The 22,229-nt window shown below is 71.4% G+C and carries 14 protein-coding genes; 9 read left to right on the forward strand and 5 right to left on the reverse strand.

Translation table 11 applies throughout. The annotated features are described in order from the left end of the window. Positions 1 to 29 precede the first annotated feature (29 nt). Positions 30 to 245, forward strand: a complete 216-nt coding sequence (locus AB0M26_RS06370) for a hypothetical protein (protein WP_365255388.1) — start codon at positions 30 to 32, stop codon at positions 243 to 245. A gap of 223 nt (positions 246 to 468) precedes the next feature. Here the strand turns inward: AB0M26_RS06370 and AB0M26_RS06375 are convergent, their stop codons facing one another. After that, on the reverse strand, positions 469 to 1,440 hold the full coding sequence (locus AB0M26_RS06375; RefSeq protein WP_365255391.1) for a phosphatase PAP2 family protein: 972 nt from the start codon (positions 1,438 to 1,440) through the stop codon (positions 469 to 471). A gap of 580 nt (positions 1,441 to 2,020) precedes the next feature. Here AB0M26_RS06375 and AB0M26_RS06380 point away from each other — a divergent pair. Further along, entirely contained in the window at positions 2,021 to 3,874 is a 1,854-nt protein-coding gene (locus AB0M26_RS06380) for an MFS transporter (RefSeq protein WP_365255394.1), read from the forward strand. 334 nt (positions 3,875 to 4,208) lie between these two features. Continuing rightward, positions 4,209 to 5,387: an acyl-CoA dehydrogenase family protein gene (locus AB0M26_RS06385; protein ID WP_365255397.1), complete on the forward strand. Its 1,179-nt coding sequence runs from the start codon at positions 4,209 to 4,211 to the stop codon at positions 5,385 to 5,387. Between the two features lie 54 nt (positions 5,388 to 5,441). Here AB0M26_RS06385 and sepF read toward each other — a convergent pair whose 3' ends face one another. Continuing rightward, positions 5,442 to 5,888, reverse strand: a complete 447-nt coding sequence (sepF, locus tag AB0M26_RS06390; protein ID WP_365255400.1) for a cell division protein SepF — start codon at positions 5,886 to 5,888, stop codon at positions 5,442 to 5,444. A gap of 2,092 nt (positions 5,889 to 7,980) precedes the next feature. Between sepF and AB0M26_RS06395 the strand changes: the two genes are divergently transcribed. The 3 genes from AB0M26_RS06395 to AB0M26_RS06405 all read left to right on the forward strand — a co-directional run bounded on the left by AB0M26_RS06395 (position 7,981) and on the right by AB0M26_RS06405 (position 11,590). Further along, a complete protein-coding gene (locus tag AB0M26_RS06395) occupies positions 7,981 to 8,883 on the forward strand; it encodes a S1 family peptidase (RefSeq protein WP_365255846.1) in 903 nt (300 codons plus the stop codon). A 225-nt stretch (positions 8,884 to 9,108) separates the two neighbouring features. Then, positions 9,109 to 10,164, forward strand: coding sequence for an SPFH domain-containing protein (locus AB0M26_RS06400; protein WP_365255403.1), 1,056 nt, complete (start codon positions 9,109 to 9,111; stop codon positions 10,162 to 10,164). Positions 10,165 to 10,519: 355 nt separating this feature from the next. After that, positions 10,520 to 11,590 (forward strand): S1 family peptidase, encoded by a 1,071-nt coding sequence (locus AB0M26_RS06405; RefSeq protein WP_365255406.1) that lies wholly within the window; start codon positions 10,520 to 10,522, stop codon positions 11,588 to 11,590. A 149-nt stretch (positions 11,591 to 11,739) separates the two neighbouring features. On the opposite strand, the gene AB0M26_RS06410 is transcribed toward AB0M26_RS06405, so the two are convergent. Together AB0M26_RS06410 and AB0M26_RS06415 are read right to left on the reverse strand one after the other, a co-directional pair. After that, positions 11,740 to 12,183 (reverse strand): subtilase-type protease inhibitor, encoded by a 444-nt coding sequence (locus tag AB0M26_RS06410; RefSeq protein ID WP_365255409.1) that lies wholly within the window; start codon positions 12,181 to 12,183, stop codon positions 11,740 to 11,742. A 534-nt stretch (positions 12,184 to 12,717) separates the two neighbouring features. Next, complete coding sequence (locus AB0M26_RS06415) at positions 12,718 to 13,818, reverse strand: DUF3533 domain-containing protein (RefSeq protein ID WP_365255412.1); 1,101 nt, start codon at positions 13,816 to 13,818, stop codon at positions 12,718 to 12,720. Between the two features lie 249 nt (positions 13,819 to 14,067). On the opposite strand from AB0M26_RS06415, the gene AB0M26_RS06420 reads away from it, so the two are divergent. From AB0M26_RS06420 to AB0M26_RS06430, 3 genes are all read left to right on the forward strand, one after another. Then, a complete protein-coding gene (locus AB0M26_RS06420; protein WP_365255849.1) occupies positions 14,068 to 17,739 on the forward strand; it encodes a DNA polymerase III subunit alpha in 3,672 nt (1,223 codons plus the stop codon). 88 nt (positions 17,740 to 17,827) lie between these two features. Continuing rightward, complete coding sequence (locus AB0M26_RS06425) at positions 17,828 to 18,838, forward strand: hypothetical protein (RefSeq protein ID WP_365255415.1); 1,011 nt, start codon at positions 17,828 to 17,830, stop codon at positions 18,836 to 18,838. Positions 18,839 to 19,944: 1,106 nt separating this feature from the next. Continuing rightward, the gene (locus tag AB0M26_RS06430; protein WP_365255418.1) at positions 19,945 to 20,841 is read left to right on the forward strand and encodes an alpha/beta fold hydrolase; all 897 of its coding nucleotides are present in this window, start codon (positions 19,945 to 19,947) and stop codon (positions 20,839 to 20,841) included. A 120-nt stretch (positions 20,842 to 20,961) separates the two neighbouring features. On the opposite strand, the gene AB0M26_RS06435 is transcribed toward AB0M26_RS06430, so the two are convergent. Next, positions 20,962 to 21,984 carry a lytic polysaccharide monooxygenase gene (locus AB0M26_RS06435; protein WP_365255421.1) on the reverse strand — a complete coding sequence of 341 codons (1,023 nt, stop codon included), beginning with the start codon at positions 21,982 to 21,984 and terminating at the stop codon, positions 20,962 to 20,964. Positions 21,985 to 22,229 lie beyond the last annotated feature (245 nt).

Below are 22,229 nucleotides of genomic sequence, written 5' to 3' on the forward strand. Positions count from 1 at the left end.
CCCGCCGGCCGCGGCCTACGGTGGGCTTCATGGACGACACTTCGCAGCATCCGGAGCCGGTGGACGACGACTTCGAGGCTTATGTCGGACTCACGGCCGAGGCCGCCGAGGCGCGGGCCCGCGACCTCGGCTGGACCACGGTCCGCAGCCTCCCGCCGGACGCGATCATCACCATGGAGTACCTGGTCGGGCGCATCAACTTCGCCGTCAAGGACGGCGAAGTCGTCCGCTGCTGGAAGGGTTGAAGCACGGCGCGACGGCAGCGGCACCCTTACGCGGACGGGTCGGCGCGGTGATGGCGGTGATGGCTGCGCGACGAAGGCCCCGGTGCTCGAGCAGGAGCGCCGGGGCCTTCGTCCGCGCGGGAGCGGGGTGTGCGTACCGTCCCCGCGGTCTCCGGGGCCTCGGAGGGCGTCCGCGGGCCCCGAGCGCGCCCTCCTCGTCTCTCGTCGGACCCTCCGGTGGGCGTCAGGCCCCGGAGCGTCCGCGCTGGGCCGCGGGCCCCATGCCGGCGGTGCGCGGCGTACGGTCCAGGTGCGGAGGCCTGCGGCTGCCCGTCGGTGTGACGGGGGTGCGCTCGGACCGTACGGTGTGCGGCCGCGGCGCGTGGTGGATCCGGGTGTCGGCGTTCCGCGCGGCCCGCTGGGCCACCAGTGCCGGCGGGATGGCCGCGGCCGGTGCGACCGGCACGGGGGCGAGCCCGCGGCGCCGGCCGAGCCGGGCCTTGGCTGCGATGATCCAGGCGTTGGCCCTGGCGATGGCCGGCTCGAACCAGGGCAGCGCCAGCAGGACGAGCAGCCCGGCGGCCCAGCCCAGGAGTACATCGCTGACCCAGTGGGTGCCCAGGTAGACGGTCGTCGCACCGACGCCCAGCGCGAAGACGGCGGCCACGACTGACAGCACGCGGCGGGCGCGCGGGGTGGTGGCGAGGTAGGCGAGAATGCCCCAGGTCACCACGGCGTTGGCGGTGTGACCCGAAGGAAATATATCCCCGCCGGCGAACAGCTCGGCCGAGCCGACCGTCGTCGCGTAGTGCGGGCCGAGCCGGCCGAGACCGTACTTCACGGCTCCGACGGTGATGTTGAGCAGGAGCAGGCCGATGCCGAGTGCCAGAAGCGGGCGCATGGTCCGCTGCCGCCACGACCTCCAGCCGAGCCATGCGGCCACGAGCACCGCGGTGGGGCCGCGCTGGCCCATCACGACGAAGTAGTCCAGGAAGGCGTGGAGGTCCGGCCACTGCTTGTACGGCCGGAAGAGCATGACCTGCCAGTCCAGGAGAAGGAGGTGGTCGCTCACGAACACGGCGGCGACGATCGCCAGGTAGAACAACACCGCGGCACCGAACAGCACCACGCGGTGTCGGCTCATCCGCGGGACATCGCGGTTGCTTGGTCGCTCCGGCTCCTGCTCCAGCCGGGCGAAGATTCGCTCGGTACGCACTCAATCGACGTTACAGGGGGTGAGCGGTGCCCCCGAACGAACCAGGGGGTTCGTGATGACGATGTGATGTGGCAGAAGCGCTCTTCAGAGCCTTTTTCGAGCCCTGCCGACAAAACTCGAGTGGCCGTGTGGTGAATTTCTCAGGACTATTGCCTGGGGCCGCCTTTGCGTCGCCTGCCGTGTTTACCTGACTGTGGCCCGGAATTCTTCACCGCGTTCCGGGCCGGGCGCGGACCGGAAGGTTCCATGCTCCTGCGCCGGTCCGCGATCATGTGGGTGACCTGTGCGTTCCCCGTACCCAGGTGATCGTCGGCGCCGAGGTTCCTTCGATGCGGCGCCCCGAAGGACGGCCGAGCCGACGATGACGCTCCGCGTAACCCCGTACAGCTGTGCGTGACGGTCGCCCGATGGTGCGGGGCGAGGGTGAGGTGCCGAGGTTGACAAAGGTGAGCCTGGCCACGCTCCCCGCAACCCGATTCGCGTAGTCTGGCGGCTCACTCGCATCCGATACCGGGCTGCCGGGGCCGCAATCAGCCCCTGGGGCTCGTTCGACGGCGAGGCAAGACTGGGAGGTGCCTACATGTCCGGAACGACCACGGCCCGCGAACCGCGGGCGGCGGGCGTTCCCCGGCATCCGCACGGCACGGCCGGCGGTGCCAACCGCTGGGCCGTACTGATCGTCCTCTGCGTGAGCCTGCTGCTCGTCGCGCTGGATGCGACGGTGCTGCACGTGGCGGTCCCCGCCCTCACCGAGGACCTGCGCCCCGGCGCGATCGAGCTGCTCTGGATCGTCGACGCCTATCCGCTCGTCGCCGCCTCCCTCCTGATCCTCTTCGGCACCCTCGGCGACCGCGTCGGACGGCGGCGCATCCTGCTGCTCGGCTACGGGCTCTTCGCCGTGGCATCGGCCGTCGCCGCCTTCGCGGAGACCCCGCACCTGCTCATCGCGGCGCGCGCCCTCCTCGGCGTCGGCGGCGCGATGATCATGCCTGCCACGCTGTCGATCCTCCGCAAGGTCTTCCCCGACCGGCGAGAGCGTGCGCTGGCCATCGGCATCTGGAGCGCGGTCGCCGCGGTCGGCGCGGCCATCGGCCCGCTCCTCGGCGGCTTCCTGCTGGAGCACTTCTGGTGGGGCTCGGTCTTCCTGATCAACATCCCGCTGATGGCGATCATCCTGCCCATCGGCCGCTGGCTCCTGCCCGAGTCCACCGGCGACCGCAACGGCCCCTGGGACGTCTTCGGCGCCCTGCTTGCCGCCTTCGGCCTCTTCGGCGTGGTCCTGGGCGTGAAGCGGGCGGGCGGCGGCGAGGCCCTGCTCCACCCGCTCACCCTGGGACCGCTGCTGGCGGGCGTGGCGCTGCTCGTGGTCTTCGTACGGCGTCAGCGCCGCCGGGCGCACCCTCTCCTCGATCTGCGCATGTTCTCCCGGCCCGCCTTCGGGACGTCCGTCGGGTGCATCGTCCTCGCCGTGCTGGCGCTCGTCGGGCTGCAGCTCATCGCCACCCAGTACCTCCAGCTCGTCCTCGGGCTCTCCCCGCTCGAGACCGGGCTGCGGATGGTGCCGCTGACCGTCGCCGCGATGGCGGCCGGGCTTTTCGGATCGCGCATGCTCCAGCGCTTCGGTCCGCGTGTCATGGTCGCCATCGGCTTCTCGCTCACCGCCGCCGCCGTGCTGTCCGTGACCTTCATGGGCCAGCAGGACAACCCCGCGCTCCTGACCACGGCCTTCGTGCTCCTCGGCTTCGGCCTGGAGACCACGCTCTTCGGCGCGTACGAGTCGATGCTGAGCGAGGCCCCCGCGGAGCAGGCGGGTGGCGCCGCCGCGATCGGCGAGACCTCGTACCAGCTCGGCGCGGGCATCGGGATCGCGGTGCTCGGCAGCATCATGAACGCCGCCTACGCCCCGGGTGTCACCTCCGTGCCCGGCGTGCCCTCGACGGCGAGCCGCGCGGCGGAACACTCGCTGGGCGAGGCGTACGAGGTGGCGACGCGGCTCGGTGGCCCGGCGGGAGCCGCCCTGCGCACGGCCGCCCGCGACGCCTTCGTCCAGGGTCTGCATGTCACGCTCATCGCGAGCGCCGTCCTGCTGCTGCTCGGCGCGGCCGCCGCGCTGCGGCTGCCGCGCGTCATGGAGTGCGGCGAGGCCGGGGACTGCGCGGTCGGCGGGGGAGCGGATGCGGCGGAGGTGGTTGCGGCGGAGGCGGATACGGGGGAGGCGGATGCGGCGGGGGCCGCGCACGGCTCGGGCGAGCCCTCGGGCCTGCCGCACCTCGCGACCGAGGGCGTCCCCCGGCAGGCCGACGCCCGCGACCGAGAGCGGGACGGTCGTGAAGCGCGGGCCCGGGAGCGGGACGGTCGTGAAGCGCGGGCCCGGCAGCGGGACGGTCGTGAAGCGCGCGCCCGCGAACGGGTCGGCGCCGAGTCGTCCGGCTGAAGCTGCCCGCGGCACGCCTCGGAGCTGCCCGCTGCCCGGCCCGGCAGGCGAGACGGCCCGCCGAGAGCATCCCGGCCGGGCCCCGCAACGAGCCTTTCGCTCGGGGCCCGCCGCGCGCAGGCCGGCCGGACCGGGGTCCTCTGGACGTGGGGGCCCGCCCGGCCGTAGCGTCGGCTCAGCCGTAAGTGATCTCCCAAGCCATCGCTGGGAGGTGCCCATCAGCAGCCAGGGCGCCCCGGAGAGCCGGACGGCCACTCCTGGGAAGCCACTGACGGCAAGGACCCATAAGCCACATCCGGCCCTCCCGGGCCACACAACAACTTACGGAGGACCCATGCCCGCGCCGCAGTTCGATCCCCAGGACCCGCTGGGTCTCGACGACCTGCTCGGCGCCGAGGATCTCGCCGTCCGCGAGACCGTGCGCAAATGGGCCGGAGACCGTGTCCTGCCGCACGTCGCCGAGTGGTACGAGCGCGGCGAACTGCCCGGCATCCGCGAACTCGCCCGCGAACTCGGCTCGATCGGCGCGCTCGGCATGTCCCTCGACGGCTACGGCTGCGCGGGCGCCACCGCCGTCCAATACGGCCTGGCCTGCCTGGAGTTGGAGGCCGCCGACTCAGGGATCCGCTCCCTGGTCTCCGTCCAGGGCTCCCTTGCCATGTACGCGATCCACCGCTACGGCTCCGAGGAACAGAAGCAGGCCTGGCTGCCGAGGATGGCTGCGGGCGAGGTCATCGGCTGCTTCGGCCTGACCGAGCCCGACATCGGTTCCGACCCGGGCCGCATGCGCACGTACGCCAAGCGTGACGGATCCGACTGGGTTCTGACGGGCCGTAAGATGTGGATCACCAACGGCTCGGTGGCCGGCGTCGCCGTCGTCTGGGCCCGCACCGACGACGGCATCCGCGGCTTCGTCGTCCCCACCGGTACCCCCGGCTTCTCGGCGCCCGAGATCAAGCACAAGTGGTCGCTGCGCGCCTCGGTCACCAGCGAGCTGGTGCTCGACGACGTACGGCTCCCGGACGATGCCGTCCTGCCCGGGATCACCGGGCTCCGCGGTCCGCTGAGCTGTCTGAACCACGCCCGCTACGGCATCGTCTGGGGCGCCATGGGCGCGGCGCGCACCTGCTTCGAGACAGCCCTCGAATACGCCGGTACGCGCGAGCAGTTCGGGAAGCCGATCGGCGGATTCCAGCTCACCCAGGCCAAGCTTGCCGACATGGCGGTCGAGTTGCACAAGGGCATCCTGCTGGCGCACCACTTGGGGCGGCGGATGGACACGGGGACGCTCGGACCCGTACAGGTCAGCTTCGGCAAGCTGAACAATGTGCGGGAGGCGATCGAGATCTGCCGTACCGCCCGGACGATCCTGGGCGCCAACGGGATCTCGCTGGAGTACCCGGTGATGCGGCACGCGACGAACCTGGAGTCGGTGCTCACCTACGAGGGCACGGTCGAGATGCACCAACTCGTTCTGGGCAAGGCGCTCACCGGGATCGATGCCTTCGCGTGAGCCCGAATGCCCACGCCTGCGGTCGCGAGAGGGGCGCGGTGAGCGGCCCTGCCGTCAGCTCTGGTTGAAGAAACCGTCGGTGGAACGGTTCGCCTCGCCGCTGACCACGTGGTAGTCGGTGGGGGTGAGCAGGAACACCCGGGTGGCGATCCGCTCGATGGAGCCGCGCAGGCCGAAGGTCAGCCCGGCGGCGAAGTCCACCACGCGCTTGGCGTCGGTGGGCTCCATGGCCGTGAGGTTCACGATCACCGGGACGCCGTCCCGGAAAAGCTCGCCGATGCCGCGTGCGTCACGGAAGCCGTCCGGGGTCACCGTGGCGATCCGCCGGTCCTCCTCCTGCGCGCTCTCGGCGGCCACCCGCACGCGTGGGTCGGTCACCCAGGCGTCCTTCGGCTGCTGCTGCTGCTCGGACTCCTCGCCGTACTCGTCGTCGTAGTAGCGGTCGTCATCGTGGTCGTCGACGAGGCCCAGCCAGGCACTCGCCTTGCGCACAGATCCCATGGACGCCTCCTCTCACACGCGGTCTGTTGCGTCCGCCTTCCTATGGTCGTCCATGATGCGGATGTTGCGCCAAGCGGATACCCCTCGAAAAAGGGTTTCGTGACGGTACTGGTGCAGAACGAATGTCGGAACATCAGTGTTCCTGCTGCGTACGGCTACTGACGGAGCGCCACCTCCTGCCTGAGGTCCCGAGCTCCGTCCGGGCGCACCCCAGCCGGATGGGTGACTCGGGGGTCGTACGGGTGACGCATGGCGGTCGGTCCGATGCCCCTTCTGTTCAGCGGCAGGTGGTACAGGGGGAACGCGGTTCGGAATAGCGCTGGATGTCCTGGAGAATCCGGACCATGACGCGGCGTCAGGTGCGTGGAGTGTGCGCAGCACGTCCCGGCCCTGTGGAACCCGAGTTCGCCGTGCACCGGCTCGGGCGCATCTTCCTCGTACAGCTCTTCGCTGTGTACGAACCTCTTCCTTGTGTGTTAACTGCCGCGCTCGGTCGACCGGCTCTTCGGGACGGCGGGCCGCGCACACCGGGGCCCTGGATCGCCGCCGCGGGGCAGGGCCCGGTCGATCCGGAGGCACCGGGCACCGGGCACCGGGCACCGGGCACCGGGCACTGTACGTAGTACGGCCGGGGGGCCGGTCCGGGTGGTGCGACTGGACTTGTGAGCGCCGCTGCCCCTGCGGCGGCTGCTGACCTTCCCGGATCAGTGGCCCCGCCCGGGGAGCCGGTGCCGCTTTCCGGCTCCGGTGTTCGCTGCCTTCCGGATCCTGCGGGTCACCGGACCGGTCGAGCCGGGGAGGCGCATGGGGCTGACGGACCCGCTCCGTCGGGCGTCCGGACCGGACGAGTCCTGCGGTTCATTACCTCCGACGGGCCCGTGGCGGCGCTCGCGACACGGCTGGGGCGGGGGCGTTTCATCCGGACGGACGCAGCGCGGGGATTCATCCTGGAACTCTGCGGCGCACACGTTCGTCCTCCCGAATTCGTGCATGGTGTAGCGCAACTGATGCCGCGACACCGTACGGCCGCATGCGGTTCGGGCAGGTCCGCACGGCGCGCGAGCGCATGAGGCTTCCCGTGCCTGTGTGCAAGGGTCAGCACCATGAGCGATCACGGAGCGGAGGTGCGGTGGCGGGTGCCGCCCGTCCACCGTGTTGCCCCGTTTCCAGAGGGCCGCGGCCCGACGCTCCCCACCGGCGAAACCGGCGAAACCGGCGAAACCGGTTCCACCGCAGGTGGCTCCGGCGGCACCGCAGGCGGTACCGGCGGCGTCCACGGGCTTCCCCCAGTCGGGTGCATCCAGTTCGAGCGCGGTACCGCCAGTCCGGATCCGGTCATCTGCGGACCCCGGCTCGGCCGGACAGGCCGCGGCCGCACCCGCGGGGTGTTCGCCGGGCCCGTGTCCACCGCGTACGCCCCGCGCCGGCACCTGCTCAAGGGCTTCCGGCCGTACGGCATGCAGCGCGCGGTCCCGGCCCCCGGGCCCGGCGGGTGGATGCGCGGGCCCGGCGGGCAAGGGCTCGGGCCCCACGGTGAGGAGTCCGCCATCGCCGCGGAGGCGGTGGCCGGGCCAGCGCACACGCTCCCGATCGTCGTCGCACAGAACTCCCCCCGGCCGGAGGTCGGGGGAGCGAAGGGCGGGAGCCGCGGCTTCCGCACCCTCTTTCCACGGCTTGGAGAGCAGGCCGCAGACACCCCGGTGACGTGGGCTTTCGTGCGTACGGCCGCCGTGCCGTTCGCCGTCACCCGGCACCTCACCCACCCGTCGCCGCCGCCCGGCGCCGCGCCAGTGCGCGTCGGCGCGGCGGGTGAGCGGAGCCGACCGGCGCCGGTGATGCGCCGGAGCCCCGGCCGGGAGGCAGGGACCGCCCCGGCGGCATGTGGCCGCCAGGGCGTCCGCTGTGCGTACGTCCCGTCCGAAAGGCGCCCTTGCGGCCCCAGGCCCAGCCGCCGAATATCCCCACAGCGCACTTGTCAGGAACACGTCGTGTTCGCGGGCCGCGGTGCGACTCCGCACCCACGCGTTCCCCCGACTGCGCCTCACGGGCCTGCCCACCCAAGCGGACCCAGAATTCCCCTTTGGAGGAAGAAGTGAGGATCAAGCGCATGAACCCCCACACCGGACGCGCGAGACGTAACCGGCTGATCGCCGTGGCGTCCGGATTCGTCGCCGTCACCGCCTTCGCCGTTCCGGCCGCCAGCGCCGAGCCCCCCGCCCCCAGCTACAGCGAGCGCCAGCTCGCCGACGCGGGCCACGCCGTTCTCACCGCCGACGTGGGGGGCACCGCCTGGCATGTCGACGTCCGGACGAACTCGCTGGTCGTCACCGCCGACAGCACCGTCTCGCAGGCCGAGATCGACCGCATCAAGCAGCAGGCCGGGACGAACTCCGGAGCCATCCGGATCGAACGCACCCCGGGCAAGATCAGCAAGCTGCTCACCGGTGGCGACGCCGGCTACGCGGAGAGCTGGCGCTGCTCGGCCGGATTCAATGTGCGCAGCGGCACCACCTACTACCTGCTCACCGCCGGGCACTGCACCGACGGCGCGGGCAACTGGTACACCAACTCCTCCCGCACCACCCTCATCGGCCCGACCGCCGGTTCCAGCTTCCCGGGCAACGACTACGGCCTGGTCCGCTACAGCAACCAGAACATCAGCCGCCCCGGCACCGTCGGCAGCGTGGACATCACCAGCGCCGCCAACGCCACCCTCGGGATGTCCGTCACGCGGCGTGGCTCCACCACCGGCACCCACAGCGGTACGGTCACGGGCCTGAACGCCACGGTCAACTACGGTGGCGGCGACATCGTCTCCGGCCTGATCCGCACCAATGTGTGCGCCGAGCCCGGTGACAGCGGCGGCCCGCTCTACTCCCGCAGCCGGGCCATCGGCCTGACCTCCGGCGGCAGTGGCAACTGCACCACCGGTGGCACCACCTTCTTCCAGCCGGTCACCGAGGCGCTGAGTGCGTACGGCGTGAGCGTCTACTGAGGCTCCGTACGACCACTCACTGATCACTCACCGATCACACGTTGATCTTCCGCGGCGGCCGGCGGGCATCCTCCGGCCGCCGCCCCTTCCCGGCCCGCCTCCGGTTTCCTGGGCCCTCCCGGCCCGATCGGCGCGGGATTATCGTGGAAAACGGGCCCCGATTCGAGGCCAAGATGCCCATACCGGGGTATCGATCACGACGACGACGGCAGGCAGGTGGCCGTGATGGTCGAGGAACTCGTCACAGCGGGGGCAGCCGTACTTTCCTGCGGCGCGGTCTACGCGATGGCCGCGGCCCGGGTGGTCAAGCAGTACGAGCGAGGGGTCGTGCTGCGCCTCGGGCGGCTGATGCCGCATGTGCGCGAGCCGGGCTTCACCATGATCGTTCCGATGGTGGACCGGCTGCACAAGGTGAACATGCAGATTGTCACGATGCCGGTCCCCGCCCAGGAGGGCATCACGCGGGACAACGTGACCGTCCGCGTGGACGCCGTCGTCTACTTCAAGGTCGTGGATGCCGCGGACGCTGTCGTCCAGGTCGAGGACTACCGCTTCGCGGTCTCGCAGATGGCGCAGACCTCGCTGCGCTCGATCATCGGCAAGAGCGAGCTCGACGACCTGCTGTCCAACCGCGAGAAGCTGAACCAGGGCCTGGAGCTGATGATCGACAGCCCGGCGCTGGGGTGGGGCGTGACCGTCGACCGGGTCGAGATCAAGGACGTCTCGCTGCCGGAGACGATGAAGCGCTCGATGGCCCGGCAGGCGGAGGCCGACCGTGAGCGGCGTGCCCGAGTGATCAACGCCGACGCCGAGCTGCAGGCGTCGAAGAAGCTGGCCGAGGCCGCGACGCAGATGGCCGATGCGCCCTCAGCACTCCAACTCCGGCTGCTCCAGACCGTGATGGCGGTGGCCGCGGAGAAGAACTCGACGCTCGTACTGCCCATTCCCGTGGAGCTTCTGCGCTTCCTGGAGCGCGCCCACGAGGGCCCGCAGCATCCGTCGGTGCAGGCGTCGCCGGGTTCGCGAAAGCAATCGGACCGGCCCGCCGAGTCGGCCACCGGTGAACAGCCGGGCGCGGAGGCGGTGTTCGAGGGTGAGGCGCCCGGGCTGGAGGCACCGGAGAGCCCGGCCACCGCTGCCGAGGTTCCCGAGATCCCGGAGCGGCCGGAAGCGCCGGCGGCCGCCGGCGAGCCGTCTCACCGTCAGGGCGACGGTGACCACCCGAACGGCCAGTCATCCTCGGACTCCGGAACCGGAACGGCGATTACCGGACAGGCCTAGCAAGGACGGGTCTTCCGGCCCCCATCCGGACGCCGGACCCTCAACGGTGTGCCGTGCTGAGGTGACGTGCGTCTCCACAGGTGTGCGCATGGTGTGAGACCACGCCGTGAATTCTTCGCACATACGACCGGAACACAGTCTTGTGTGTCACAGACCGGCGTCGGATACTCGACGCCACTCATCGTCATTTGGCATGGACGCGACTTGCGATGCGATGGGCTCGATCGGGAGTCGCGTCCTGCGCGGTAAGGCGCCACCCATCAGCACCACACCGTTCCGTACGACAACCGAGGCATGACACCCTCCGGGCCGATGCTCCCCACGGCTGGCCCAACCCCCCACGGGAGGTTACGACTTGAAGCACCGACGCATACCCAAGCGCCGTACCGCCATCATAGGAGCGTCTGCGGCGGCCGTCGTTGCCACCGCGTTCGCACTGTCCAGCGCGAACGCCGCACCAACGTCCAGCATTGACACCCTGACGGCCCAGGCCGCCGGGAGACTCGCCTCCACACTCGGCTCCGACCTGGGAGCCGACAGCGGCGGGGCGTACTACGACGCCGACGCCAAGAAACTCGTCGTGAACGTCGTGAACGAGGCCGCGGCGGAGAAGGTCCGCGCCGAGGGCGCCGAGGCGAAGCTGGTCACGCACACGCTGGCGCAGCTCGACTCGGTGAAGGACACGCTGACCGAGAAGGGCATGACGGGCACGGCCCGCGCGGTCGACGTGAGGACGAACCAGGTGGTCGTCACCGCCGACAGCACCGTCAAGGGTGCCGAACTGGCCGAGCTGAAGAAGCAGGTCGCGGCCCAGGACGGCAAGGCCGTACTGAAGCGCTCGAAGGGCAGGTTCACCACCAGAATCGCCGGTGGTGACGCCATCTGGGGCTCCGGCGGGCGCTGCTCGCTGGGCTTCAACGTCACGGTGAACGGCGAGCCGGCCTTCCTGACGGCCGGTCACTGCACCGAGGCCATCTCGAGCTGGTCCGACTCCCAGGGTGGAGCTGAGATCGCGACCACCACGGACGGCAGCTTCCCCGACAACGACTACGGTCTCGCGACCTACACCAGCGAAGTGGACCACCCCAGTGAGGTGAACCTCTACAACGGATCCACGCAGGCCATCACCCAGGCCGGCGACGCCACGGTGGGCCAGCAGGTGCAGCGCAGCGGCAGCACCACGCAGGTCCACGACGGCGAGGTCACGGCGGTCGACGCCTCCGTCACGTACCCGGAGGGCACGGTGAACGGTCTGATCCAGACGACCGTCTGCGCCGAGCCGGGCGACAGCGGTGGCTCGCTCTTCGCGGGTGACACGGCGCTCGGTCTCACCTCCGGCGGCAGCGGTGACTGCTCGTCCGGCGGTGAGACCTTCTTCCAGCCGGTCCCCGAGGCTCTCGAGGTCTTCGGGGCTCAGATCGGCTGACCACCGGCCGGCCGGCGTTGCAGCGCCGGCCGGCCCGACGGCCGGGGGAACGGCCGTCCCGCAGGCCCCCGGACACCCCCACAGTGTCCGGGGGCCGCGGTGTGCCGTCCCGCGGTCCGCGTCATCGGAAGCCTGGACACGGCGCTGCCTCAGAACGAGTAGACCGTGCCTTCCTGCATCGCTCCGTTCATCTCACAGGCGTTGGCGAAGGTCTGGGACCAGGAGACCCGCTTCCCCTGCCACACGCCGTCCGCCGTGACGACGACCGGGTCCCAGATCTTCGTACACATGGGGCCGGGGCCCTCGTGGACGGTCAGGGCCTCGAACTGGCCACCCACGGAACGGAGTTCGGCGCAGGCCTTGGCGGCGGCCGGATGTGTGCCGCCGGCCTTGGGGAAGCAGTTCAGCAGGACGGCACGCTGCACCGTGGACGTCGCGACGCCGTCCCCCTTGCCGACCGTGAGCACAAGAGCCGACGGGGCGTAGAGCGAGCTGGCTTCGGCGGGTGCGGCCTCGGCCGCTCCGGTGGTGCCCGCCAGCAGACCGACGGTCAGAGCGGAGACCGCCCCCAACGCCCGTGCGGTGTAACGCATGTTGACTCCTTTGGTGTTCGCAGGTGCAGATGCCGGACGGGAGTCTTGCTCATGCGAACGGTGAACGCACGTCCGTCGGTCACTTTCAGTCGTAGTGTCCGAACTGAACGTGTCCGAATGTTCATTCGGGCAGTTCGGAGGCGGTGTGAAGGGTGTGGGGAGGACGTCCAGAATGTGGACATGTTTGCTTGCTTCAAGCAAAAACGCCAACTTGACCTGCGCAAACGCGACTTGGATTTCATGCCTGATTGCCGCAGCTCGACCGGAAACCGCCGTCGCTCACCGGCGTGTCGCGGTTTCCCTCGTAGCGCCGGGGGCTTGTGGCGCTGTTGCGGACACTCCGTCAGGCGCCCTCGTGGGCAGGTGATGTGTGATCGCTATCGATCAGGAACGGGTTCAGTGACGCCCGTTCGTGTTCGCCCTTTTCCCGATCGGGACGGCTCAAACCACTTTCCCGCTGTCCTTTTCCCCGGTCATGTGCCGCGTGAACACCGGTGCGGCACAAGCGTGTCGAGACCGGCGCACTCCCGGGGCTCACCGCCGCGGATGCAGGTGCCGCCTCCCGTCGCGCAGGGTCGCGAGCCCCAGAGTGGCCACGGTTCCGCCCACCGCCCAGGCGGAGACGACGAGCAGCGGACCCGTCATCGCACTGCCCCGGAAGTACGCGATCGAGCGGACCGACCAGGTCGCCGCCCCCGGTGGCAGCGCCGGCCCGATGGCGCGCCAGAAGTCCGGCAGCAGCGGATACGCATACGGGCCACCTGCGCTGGGGTTGCCCGCGATGACGACGATCAGGATGGCGAGGCCGATGCCCACCGTTCCGGCGAGCCCCTGCAGCGCGAGGGTCAGTGCCCCGACGGCGAACACCAGCAGGGCGCCCAGACCCAAGAAGCCGGGCGTGCTGCCCGGCAGGGCGTCGAGGACGGGCCCCGCGATGAGCGCGCCGCCGAGGCCGCCGAGAACCGCGTACACCGCGAGAACCGCGAGCCGGATCACCGCCCGGTGCGGATTCGCGGGCCGCGCACCCGCGCTGACCGCCAGGGCGGCGGCGCACAGATAGCCGCCCACGCACCACCCGACGACCAGGTAGAACGAGGTCAGTCCGCGGCTGTCCCCCGCGTGCACCGGTGCGACGTCCTCGGTCCGCAGCTCGCGCTGCTGCGCCCGTTCGGCCCGCGCGACGACCTCCTCGAGGGCCTGCGCGAGCGCGGAGCCCGCACCTGAGGCGACGAGCAGGGTGTCGGTGGTGCCCCGTGGGTCGATCACGAGCGCCCCGTCGACCTCCCGGTCCCGGATGCGCCGGCGGGCGTTCGCCTCGTCCGGTGCCTCCGCGGTCACCTCCAGCGGCTCACCGGGCAGCGACTCCAGTCGTCCGGCAACCGTGTCCCGGACCTGTTCCGGGGCGGCGAGGGCGATCGGGACGCGGTGCGGCGACGGGGCGTGGAAGGCGCCGATGTAGGACGCGATGAAGGCGAGCTGCAGAAGCAGTACCCCGACGATCAGCAGGGCGGCCCGGCCCGAGACCGCGGCCCCGACCTCGTCGAGGAAAGCGGGGCGGGGCCGGGATTCGCCGGGGCCGCCGGGGAGTGGCACCCCGCCGGGGTGTGCGGTGCCGCCGTCGCCGGGGTTGGTCATGCGCCGCTCCTCGCTCCTCGCCGCACAGGCCGGAAGGGGCTCGTTCCGGCGCGGATCCGTGCCCCCACGGTGCGCGGGGCGGCTGGGCGCCGCAGGCGGCGGAAGGCCGATCAGGTGAGTAGTACGGGGGCGGGGGAGGGGGTGGACGTGCCCGAATATCGAGTCGCACGACTGTTCGAAACTTGGTCTATGGTGGGGGTGGGGGCGAAAGGTTTCGGTCAGGGGGTGGGCGAGCGGCAGGAGGTGCGGATGCCCGGGTTCACGCATCTGCACACCGTCTCGGGGTTCTCCATGCGGTACGGCGCCGCACACCCGGAGGCGCTGGCCGGGCGTGCCGCCGAGCGCGGCATGGACGCGGTCGCGCTGACCGACCGGGACACCCTCGCCGGGACGGTCCGGTTCGCCAAGGCGTGCGCACGGGCCGGGGTCCGCCCGCTGTTCGGCACCGGCCTGGCCATCGGCGAACGGCCGCGGGAGGACCGCGAGCGTGCCCCCCGCAGGCGTACGCCCGTGCGCGGCGGGGCGTTCATCGACGAGTCCGCGCCCCGTACGGTCTTCCTCGCGCGCGACGGCGCCACCGGCTGGGCCGCCCTGTGCCGTCTGATCTCCGCAGCCCACGCGGACACCGCGGCCGAACGGCCGGTCCTTCCCTGGGCCGACCTGGAGACCTCCGCGGACAGCGGTCTGACCGTGCTCCTCGGCCCCGGCTCCGAGATCGGCCGGGCGCTGGCCGCCGGCCGCCCCGACCGCGCAGCCGGACTCCTCGCACCCTGGCGGGACCTCCACGGAGACGCGCTCCGGCTGGAGGTCGTCCACCACGGCCGCGCGGGCACCGCCCCCGGCTCGCTCCGGCTCGCCGCCCGCACCCTCGGCTTCGCCGCCGAGCAGGGCGTACGAGCCGTACTGAGCAACGCCGTCCGCTACGCAGACCGGGGCCACGGCGAGGTCGCCGACGTGCTGGACTCCGCCCGCCGCCTCGTCCCCATCGACCCGCGGAAGCCGGACACCCTCGACACCGGCGAACGCTGGCTCAAGGACACGCGCGACATGGCCCGCATCGCCGAGCGGATCGCCGAGGCCGCGGGGTTCCGACGCGACGCCGCACACCTCCTGCTGGAGGAGACGCAGGCCACCGCGGCCGAGTGCCGCGTCGACCCCGAGGACGACCTCGGGCTCGGCAGCGTGCACTTCCCCGAGCCGTATCTGGTCGGCGCGGAGCGGCGCACCGCCGACCGCACCCTGCGCTCCCGCTGTGCCGCCGCCATGGTGCTCCGCGGCTACGACGGGGAGCGGAAGCGCTGGGAGCGGCTGCACGAGGAGCTGGACATCATCGCGTTCCACGGCTTCGCCTCGTACTTCCTCACCGTCGCCCGGGTCGTCGACGACACCCGCGCACTCGGCATCCGCGTCACCGCCCGCGGCTCCGGCGCCGGGTCCCTGGTCAACCATCTGCTCGGCATCGCGCACGCCGACCCCGTGGAGCACGGCCTGCTGATGGAACGGTTCCTCTCCCGGGACCGGCGGGTGCTGCCCGACATCGACGTCGACGTGGAGTCGGCGCGGCGGCTGGAGGTCTACCGTGCGATCTTCGACCGCTTCGGGGCGGAGCGCGTCGCGACCGTCTCCATGCCCGAGACCTACCGCGTACGCCACGCCATCCGCGACGTGGGCGCGGCCCTCGGCATGGACCCGGCCGAGACCGACCGCCTCGCCAAGGCGTTCCCGCACATCCGTGCTCGCGACGCGCGCGCGGCGCTCGCCGAACTGCCCGAGCTGCGCGGGATAGCCGCCGAGCAGGACCGTTTCGGCGACGGCCGGCTGTGGGAGCTGGTCGAGGCGCTGGACGCGTTGCCCCGCGGCATCGCCATGCATCCCTGCGGAGTGCTGCTCTCGGACGCCTCGCTGCACGCCCGTACGCCCGTCGTGGCGAGCAGCGGGGAGAACTTCCCGATGTCGCAGTTCGACAAGGACGACGTCGAGGACCTCGGACTGCTCAAACTGGACGTCCTCGGCGTGCGGATGCAGTCCGCGATGGCGCACGCCGTCGCCGAGATCGAACGGGCCTCGGGGGAGCGGGTGGACCTCGACGACCCGGCGGACGTGCCGATGGGCGACCCCGCGACGTACGACCTGATCCGGTCCACCGAGACCCTCGGCTGCTTCCAGATCGAGTCGCCCGGCCAGCGTGATCTGATCGGGCGGTTGCAGCCCGGCACCTTCCATGACCTCGTTGTCGACATCTCGCTCTTCCGGCCGGGACCCGTCGCGGCCGACATGGTCCGGCCCTTCATCGAACGGCGGCACGGGCGCACCCCGCCGCACTATCCGCACGCGGACCTGGAGGGCGTGCTGAGCGAGACCTACGGCGTCGTGGTCTTCCACGAGCAGATCATCGAGATCCTGCGCATCATGACCGGCTGCTGGCGTGGGCGCGCGGACGAGGCGCGCCGCGCGCTGTCGGACCCTGAGCGGCAGGGGCGGGTACGGGCCTGGTTCTTCGAGGAGGCGGGCCGGCGGGGCTACGGGCCGGAAGTGCTGGAGCGCACCTGGGAGATCGTCGAGGCGTTCGGCAGTTACGGCTTCTGCAAGGCGCACGCCGTCGCCTTCGCCGTGCCGACCTACCAGTCGGCGTGGCTGAAGGCGCACCACCCCGCCGCCTTCTACGCGGGACTGCTCACCCACGATCCCGGGATGTACCCGAAGCGGCTGCTGCTCGCGGACGCCCGGCGGCGCGGTGTGCCGATCCTTCCCCTGGATGTGAACCGGTCGGGCCCGGCCTATCGAATCGAACTGGTGTCTGGGGATGAAGCCGCGTCAGGGGATAAATGGGGCATCCGCCTTGCGCTCTCCGACGTGCACGGCATCAGCGAGGCCGAGACCGAGCGGATCGCGGACGGGCAGCCGTACACCTCGCTCCTGGATCTGTGGCAGCGGGCCCGGCCCGGACGGCCGGTCGCCGAACGGCTCGCCCAGACCGGCGCGTTGGACGCGTACGGGGACAACCGCCGCGACCTGCTCCTGCACATCGCCGAACTGCACCGGCAGCACCGGGTGGCCGGGCGTACGGGCGGGGCGCACGCCGGACAGCTTCCGCTGGACGCGGAGGCGCGCGCGGGGGCGGAGCCGCTGGGGCTGCCGGACCTCGACGCCTCCGAGCGGCTCGGCGCCGAGCTGAACGTGCTCGGCATGGACACCTCCCGCCATCTCCTGGGCGACCACCAGGAGTTCCTGGAGGAGCTGGGCGCGACCCCGGCGCGGCGGCTGGCGTCCGCGCGCCATGGCGAGGTCGTGCTCGTCGCCGGGGCCAAAGCGGCCACGCAGACGCCGCCGATCCGCTCCGGCCGCCGGGTCATCTTCACCACCCTCGACGACGGTACGGGCCTGGTCGACCTGGCCTTCTTCGACGACAGCCACGCCACCTGCGCACACACGGTCTTCCACTCCTGGCTGCTGCTCGTCCGCGGTACGGTCCAGCGGCGCGGGCCGCGCAGCCTCAGCGTCGTGGGCGCCGCGGCCTGGAACCTGGCCGAACTCGCCGAACTGCGCCGGGAGGGCGGCCTGGAGGCGGTCGCGGCGCGGCTGACCGAGGAGAGCCGGGGCGGCGCGGCGGCTGTGGATGCGAACGCCGCCGATCCGGACGCCGCTGATCCGGGGGCCGCGGGAGCCGCCGGCCATGAGGGAGACGGGGGGACCGGAGGCTCCGGTGACGGCGCGGACGGTCCGGATGGTTCGGGCGGTCCGGATGGTTCGGGCGGCGCGGACGGTTCGGGCGACGCCGACACCGACGGCGCGCACGGCCGCCGCATCCACATGCCCACCGGCTACGCCATGCACCCCTGGGCGGACCTCCGCCCCGCGGGCGAGGGCTCCGCGACCCCCCGCAAGCTGTGGCACTCCAGCCCGGGGAGCGCGGGCCGATGACCACTCACGCCACACGTGCCCGGTTCTCCCTCCGGACCGGAGTCGAGCAGTCCGTGATGTCTCGATGGCGAGTGGGAGGCGATGTCCCGTGAACGACGTCCGGCAGCCCAGCAGTGGTACGGGAAGCATTCTGCATGTGCGCTGTGCCTCGACGCTGTCCGAGGACGGCTACCGGGCCGTGCTGGAACTGCTTCGGGAATTCTCCCCTGTCGTACAGGCCGTTCCGCCCAGGGCTGCGCTGGTTCAGGTACGAGGGGCGCAGCGATACTTCGGTGCGGATGCCAGGCGGATTGCCGGAATGGTGCGGTTGCGCTCCTTGGCCCGCCTGGGCACGGACGTGCGTATCGGAGTCGCCGGGACGTGGGCCGTGGCAGCAACCGCCTCCGGTCGTGTACCGGGGCACGGCGGCGTTCTGGCCGTGGCCGACGATTCGGTGGACACCTTCCTCGCGCCGCTACCGGTGGAGTCGCTGTACGGCATCGGGCCCAAGCAGGCCGAGGCACTGCATGCGTACGGGCTGCGCACCATCGGTGCGCTTGCCGCTCTCCCGCCGGGAGTTGTCGAACGGATCCTGGGCAGGCGCGCAGGCCGGGTGGCCGCGGAACACGCTCGCGGGATCGACCCCCGGCCGGTCACCCCCAAAGATCTGCCGCGCTCGGAGAGCGTCCGGCACCGGTTCACCCGGTACGAACTCGACGGTCCCCCCGTACGGGCCGTACTTCTCGGTCTGGTGGTCCGGCTGGCGGCAGTGCTGCGCACCCGTCGTCAGGCCGCCCGGTCCTTGTCCTTGACGCTGGAGTTCGCCGGCGGGGCTCGTTGGGAGAAGACCCGGAGGCTTGCGGAGGCGTCTGCGCACGACGAGGACCTGCGCAACCTGGCGTACAGGCTGATGGACGCGGCCGGTCTGCAGCGGGCATGCCTGACCGGTCTGGTACTTCGCGCCGAAGACCTCATCGATGCCGAGCGCGTGACACGGCAGATCTCACTCGACCCGGAGCGCGAATCCCGCCTGTCGGTGGAAGCGTCCGTCGACCGGGCGAACTCCCGGTTCGGCTTCGGTACCGTGCGTCCGGCCGCCACGTTCCGCAAGGCGTCGTAGATGCGGTCGATGAACCTCCGCAACGGAAGCTGCGTCTTGACCGACACACATCACCATTGATGCCCGCGATTGATCGTGACCGCCGTACGGGACGCGGTGAGGCTACCGGCGCACGCCCACCAGGGGCGTTTTCCCGGTAGTCGTCGATGCCTTTCCCGGGTGGCCGAAATCGGGAGGGGATCCCTCGCGTCCTCGTCAAGGGATCCCGCAGGAACCGGGATCGGGAGTCAGGGGCGCGGAGGGCGTGGACACGGTACGGAGATCGTTCTGGGAGCGTCGGCGGCGGCGGTGCTCGACGAGCCGGCGACCCGCGAGGAGTTGATCGCCGTCGCGGGGCTGCCACCGGACCTTCGGCAGGAGTGCCCTCCTCGCCGCCCTCTCCTGCTCCGCTCTGGCGGAATACGAGCGCGGCCGTTACGGCTGTTCGTCCCGCTCGCCGCACTCTCCGTCCAGCAGGTTGGTGCCCGGCCCGCTTCGGCAGGAACTGCACGGACGGGACGCTGACGTGCTCGCGTGCAGAGAGCCGTTGCCATGGGCGTCCCTGGCTCGTCATCGCCGCGCAGCCGGCCGCATCCACGGCTGGCTGCGCGCCGTGGAGCGGGCTGCGGTGCAGGCCACCGAGTCCGGGCGGCACCAGGATGCGATCGGGGTGCTGGAGCGGACCCTCGCCTCTCCTGCCGTGCCGCAGCAAGCCCGTGCCCGCCTGGCGCCGATGCTGGCGCGCAGCGCGGTCCTCGGCTGCGCTCGGACCCAGCTCCGGAGTCGACCCGGAGGCGGCCCGGAGTTCGGAGAGAAGGGTCTGCCGGTCCCGAAGGCGGTGGCCGGCAGGCCCCGTTGGCCGTTCATCGGTCATCCGCCACGGCCGGGAGTCACGGCGCCGTCCAGCGGCTCACATTCGAACGGGTCGGTGTCCCGGCGGCCCGCTCCGTCACGCTCTGGCCAACGATTGGGATGCGACGTGAAGGTCATGTGCCGGATTCTTTACCGCCATATGCCTGGCCAGTGGGCCTACTCGCCCGTAACTTGAACTCAGAACAGCTCTCTTGTGATCCGGATCACAGGCGACGGAGTCACCCAGCCCGTCCCGCCCCCCGCGAGGAGATCACATGAAGCTGCCCTGGAAGCGAGCCCTGAAGCTTCTTCCTGCCCTTCTACTGACGGCCGGCCTGGCCGCGGTCCCCGTGCAGGCCACCGCCGTACAGGCTGCTTCCGCCGCCCCTGATGCCCCTGCCGCCTCTGCCGCCAACTCCAGCGGCTGGAACGACTTCTCCTGCAAGCCGTCCGAGGCGCATCCCCGCCCCGTCGTCCTCGTGCACGGCACGTTCGGCAACTCGGTCGACAACTGGCTCGGTCTCGCTCCTTATCTCACCGCACGTGGCTACTGCGTCTTCTCCCTCGACTACGGCCAACTGCCCGGCGTGCCCTTCTTCCACGGCCTCGGACCCATCGACAAGTCGGCCGGCCAGCTCGCGGACTACGTCGACCGCGTCCTGGCCGCGACCGGAACGTCCGAGGTCGACCTGGTCGGCCACAGTCAGGGCGGCATGATGCCGCGGCACTACCTCAAGTTCATGGGCGGGGCGTCGAAGGTGAACGCCCTGATCGGGCTGGCGCCGGACAACCACGGCACCGACCTGAACGGGCTCACCAAACTCCTGGAGCACTTCCCCGGGGCCAAGGACGCGATCAATGAGCACACCCCCGGCCTCGCCGACCAGATCGTCGGCTCGGACTTCCTCACCAAGCTCAACGCGGGCGGCGACACCGTCCCCGGAGTGCGCTACACCGTCATCGCGACGAAGTACGACGAGGTCGTGACCCCGTACCGGTCGCAGTTCCTGTCCGGGCCCGAGGTCCGCAACGTCCTCCTCCAGGACCTCTGCCCGCTGAACATCTCCGAGCACCTGGCGATCGGGCTCCTGGACCGAATCGCCTTCCACGAGGTCGCCAACGCCCTCGACCCGGCCAACGCCGAGACCACGACCTGCTGGTCGATCGGCTGAACCACGGCACGTACGAGGCGCCGCCGCCCTCCCGGACGAGCAGGGCGGCAGCGCCATGTGCCCGTACGACGTGTGACCTGCACGCCGTACGGAGACGGGGAGTCCCGGACGTCGGAGGGCTCAGCCGCGGTGGCGTGCGGCGCCGGTGGCAGTGCCCCTGCGGCGCCTCGCGGCCACGATGAGCAGACCGGCACCGAGGGCGGCCACGGCCGCACCGCCGACCGCGAGCGGCGCGGTGCCGCTCTCGCCACCGGTCCGGGCGAGGCGCTCCTCACCGTCGCTCTCGCCGTTCGGCGCGGGCGCGTTGGCCCCGGTCGCCTCGTGCCCGGCGCCCTCGCCCGGCCGGTCGGCGGACTCATCGGCCGGAGCGGACTTCACCCCGGTGTCCGAGGCGGAGCCGTGGCCGCCGTCGTGACCGTTGTGGTCCACGGTCGACTTCCCGGCCCCCTCCTCGATCTGGCCGTCGGTCGGCGCGCTCGCCTCGGGAACCGGGGCCGAACCGCCGCTGCCTCCGCCGAACACCACGTCGGAGCAGGTGTAGAAGGCCTCGGGGCTGTCCGAGCGCTGCCAGATGCTGTAGATCAGGTGGCGCCCCGACTTGCCGGGCACGGTGCCGTCGAAGACGTAACTGCCGTTCTCCAGCTTCGGGTCCGTCACCTCGGCGAACGGCTCGGCCTCCAGGTCCGACCACTTGAGCGGCTTCTTCGGGTCGTAGCCGTCCTTGGTGATGTAGAGCTCGAAGGCGCCCTTGTGCGGGGCGGTGGCCTTGTACCGGAAGGTGTGGCGGCCGGCCGACATCCGGGTCGACGGCCAGTCGGCGCGCGGCAGGTCCAGCCCCTTGTACTTGTCGCGACCCGCGCTGCACAGCTTGCCGTCCGGGATGATCTCCTTGTGGCGCCCGGCCGCGTTCCCGATGTTGACCTCGTTCCAGTCGTAGAACGCCTGGGTGCCGCTCGCGGCGACGGCCGCCTTGCACGCGGCGGACCGGGGGCTCTCCGGGCCCTCGGTGTAACAGGCCGACACCCGGCTGACCGGGTCGGTCATCGAGCCGTGCGCGGCGGCCGGGACGGCCGTGAGGGCGGAGAACACCAGCGGTGCCGTGCCGAGTACGGCGATTCCGGCGGCCTTGCGACGAGAGGTCATCGTGGGGGTCTCCTCAAACGGTCGTGCGGTACCGCGCTCAGGGGGATCTGGGCGAGGTCCGGTGCCCGGGCGAGATGCGGTCCAGGACCGACGGAACCGTCGGCACGGCCCCGTGGGCCACCAAAGGTGTCGCCCGCCCGTCACGGCGCTCAGCACGCTAGCCCCGCGGAGCGGTGAAATCCCCTGCTGGGGCGGGCCGGAGGCGATCCTTATGGTGCGGTTGAGGCACCTCTAAGCGAGGCAAC

This window comes from Streptomyces sp. NPDC051776 (assembly GCF_040681345.1).
Classification (GTDB): Bacteria; Actinomycetota; Actinomycetes; order Streptomycetales; family Streptomycetaceae; genus Streptomyces.

What these genes read in the sequence shown, in the direction of transcription:
- AB0M26_RS06370 (WP_365255388.1), top strand. Translation starts at nt 30, where the DNA reads ATGGACGACACTTCGCAGCATCCGGAGCCGGTGGACGACGACTTCGAG.
- AB0M26_RS06380 (WP_365255394.1), top strand. Translation starts at nt 2,021, where the DNA reads ATGTCCGGAACGACCACGGCCCGCGAACCGCGGGCGGCGGGCGTTCCC.
- AB0M26_RS06385 (WP_365255397.1), top strand. Translation starts at nt 4,209, where the DNA reads ATGCCCGCGCCGCAGTTCGATCCCCAGGACCCGCTGGGTCTCGACGAC.
- sepF (WP_365255400.1), bottom strand. Translation starts at nt 5,888, where the DNA reads ATGGGATCTGTGCGCAAGGCGAGTGCCTGGCTGGGCCTCGTCGACGAC.
- AB0M26_RS06400 (WP_365255403.1), top strand. Translation starts at nt 9,109, where the DNA reads ATGGTCGAGGAACTCGTCACAGCGGGGGCAGCCGTACTTTCCTGCGGC.
- AB0M26_RS06410 (WP_365255409.1), bottom strand. Translation starts at nt 12,183, where the DNA reads ATGCGTTACACCGCACGGGCGTTGGGGGCGGTCTCCGCTCTGACCGTC.
- AB0M26_RS06415 (WP_365255412.1), bottom strand. Translation starts at nt 13,818, where the DNA reads ATGACCAACCCCGGCGACGGCGGCACCGCACACCCCGGCGGGGTGCCA.
- AB0M26_RS06420 (WP_365255849.1), top strand. Translation starts at nt 14,068, where the DNA reads ATGCCCGGGTTCACGCATCTGCACACCGTCTCGGGGTTCTCCATGCGG.
- AB0M26_RS06430 (WP_365255418.1), top strand. Translation starts at nt 19,945, where the DNA reads ATGAAGCTGCCCTGGAAGCGAGCCCTGAAGCTTCTTCCTGCCCTTCTA.
- AB0M26_RS06435 (WP_365255421.1), bottom strand. Translation starts at nt 21,984, where the DNA reads ATGACCTCTCGTCGCAAGGCCGCCGGAATCGCCGTACTCGGCACGGCA.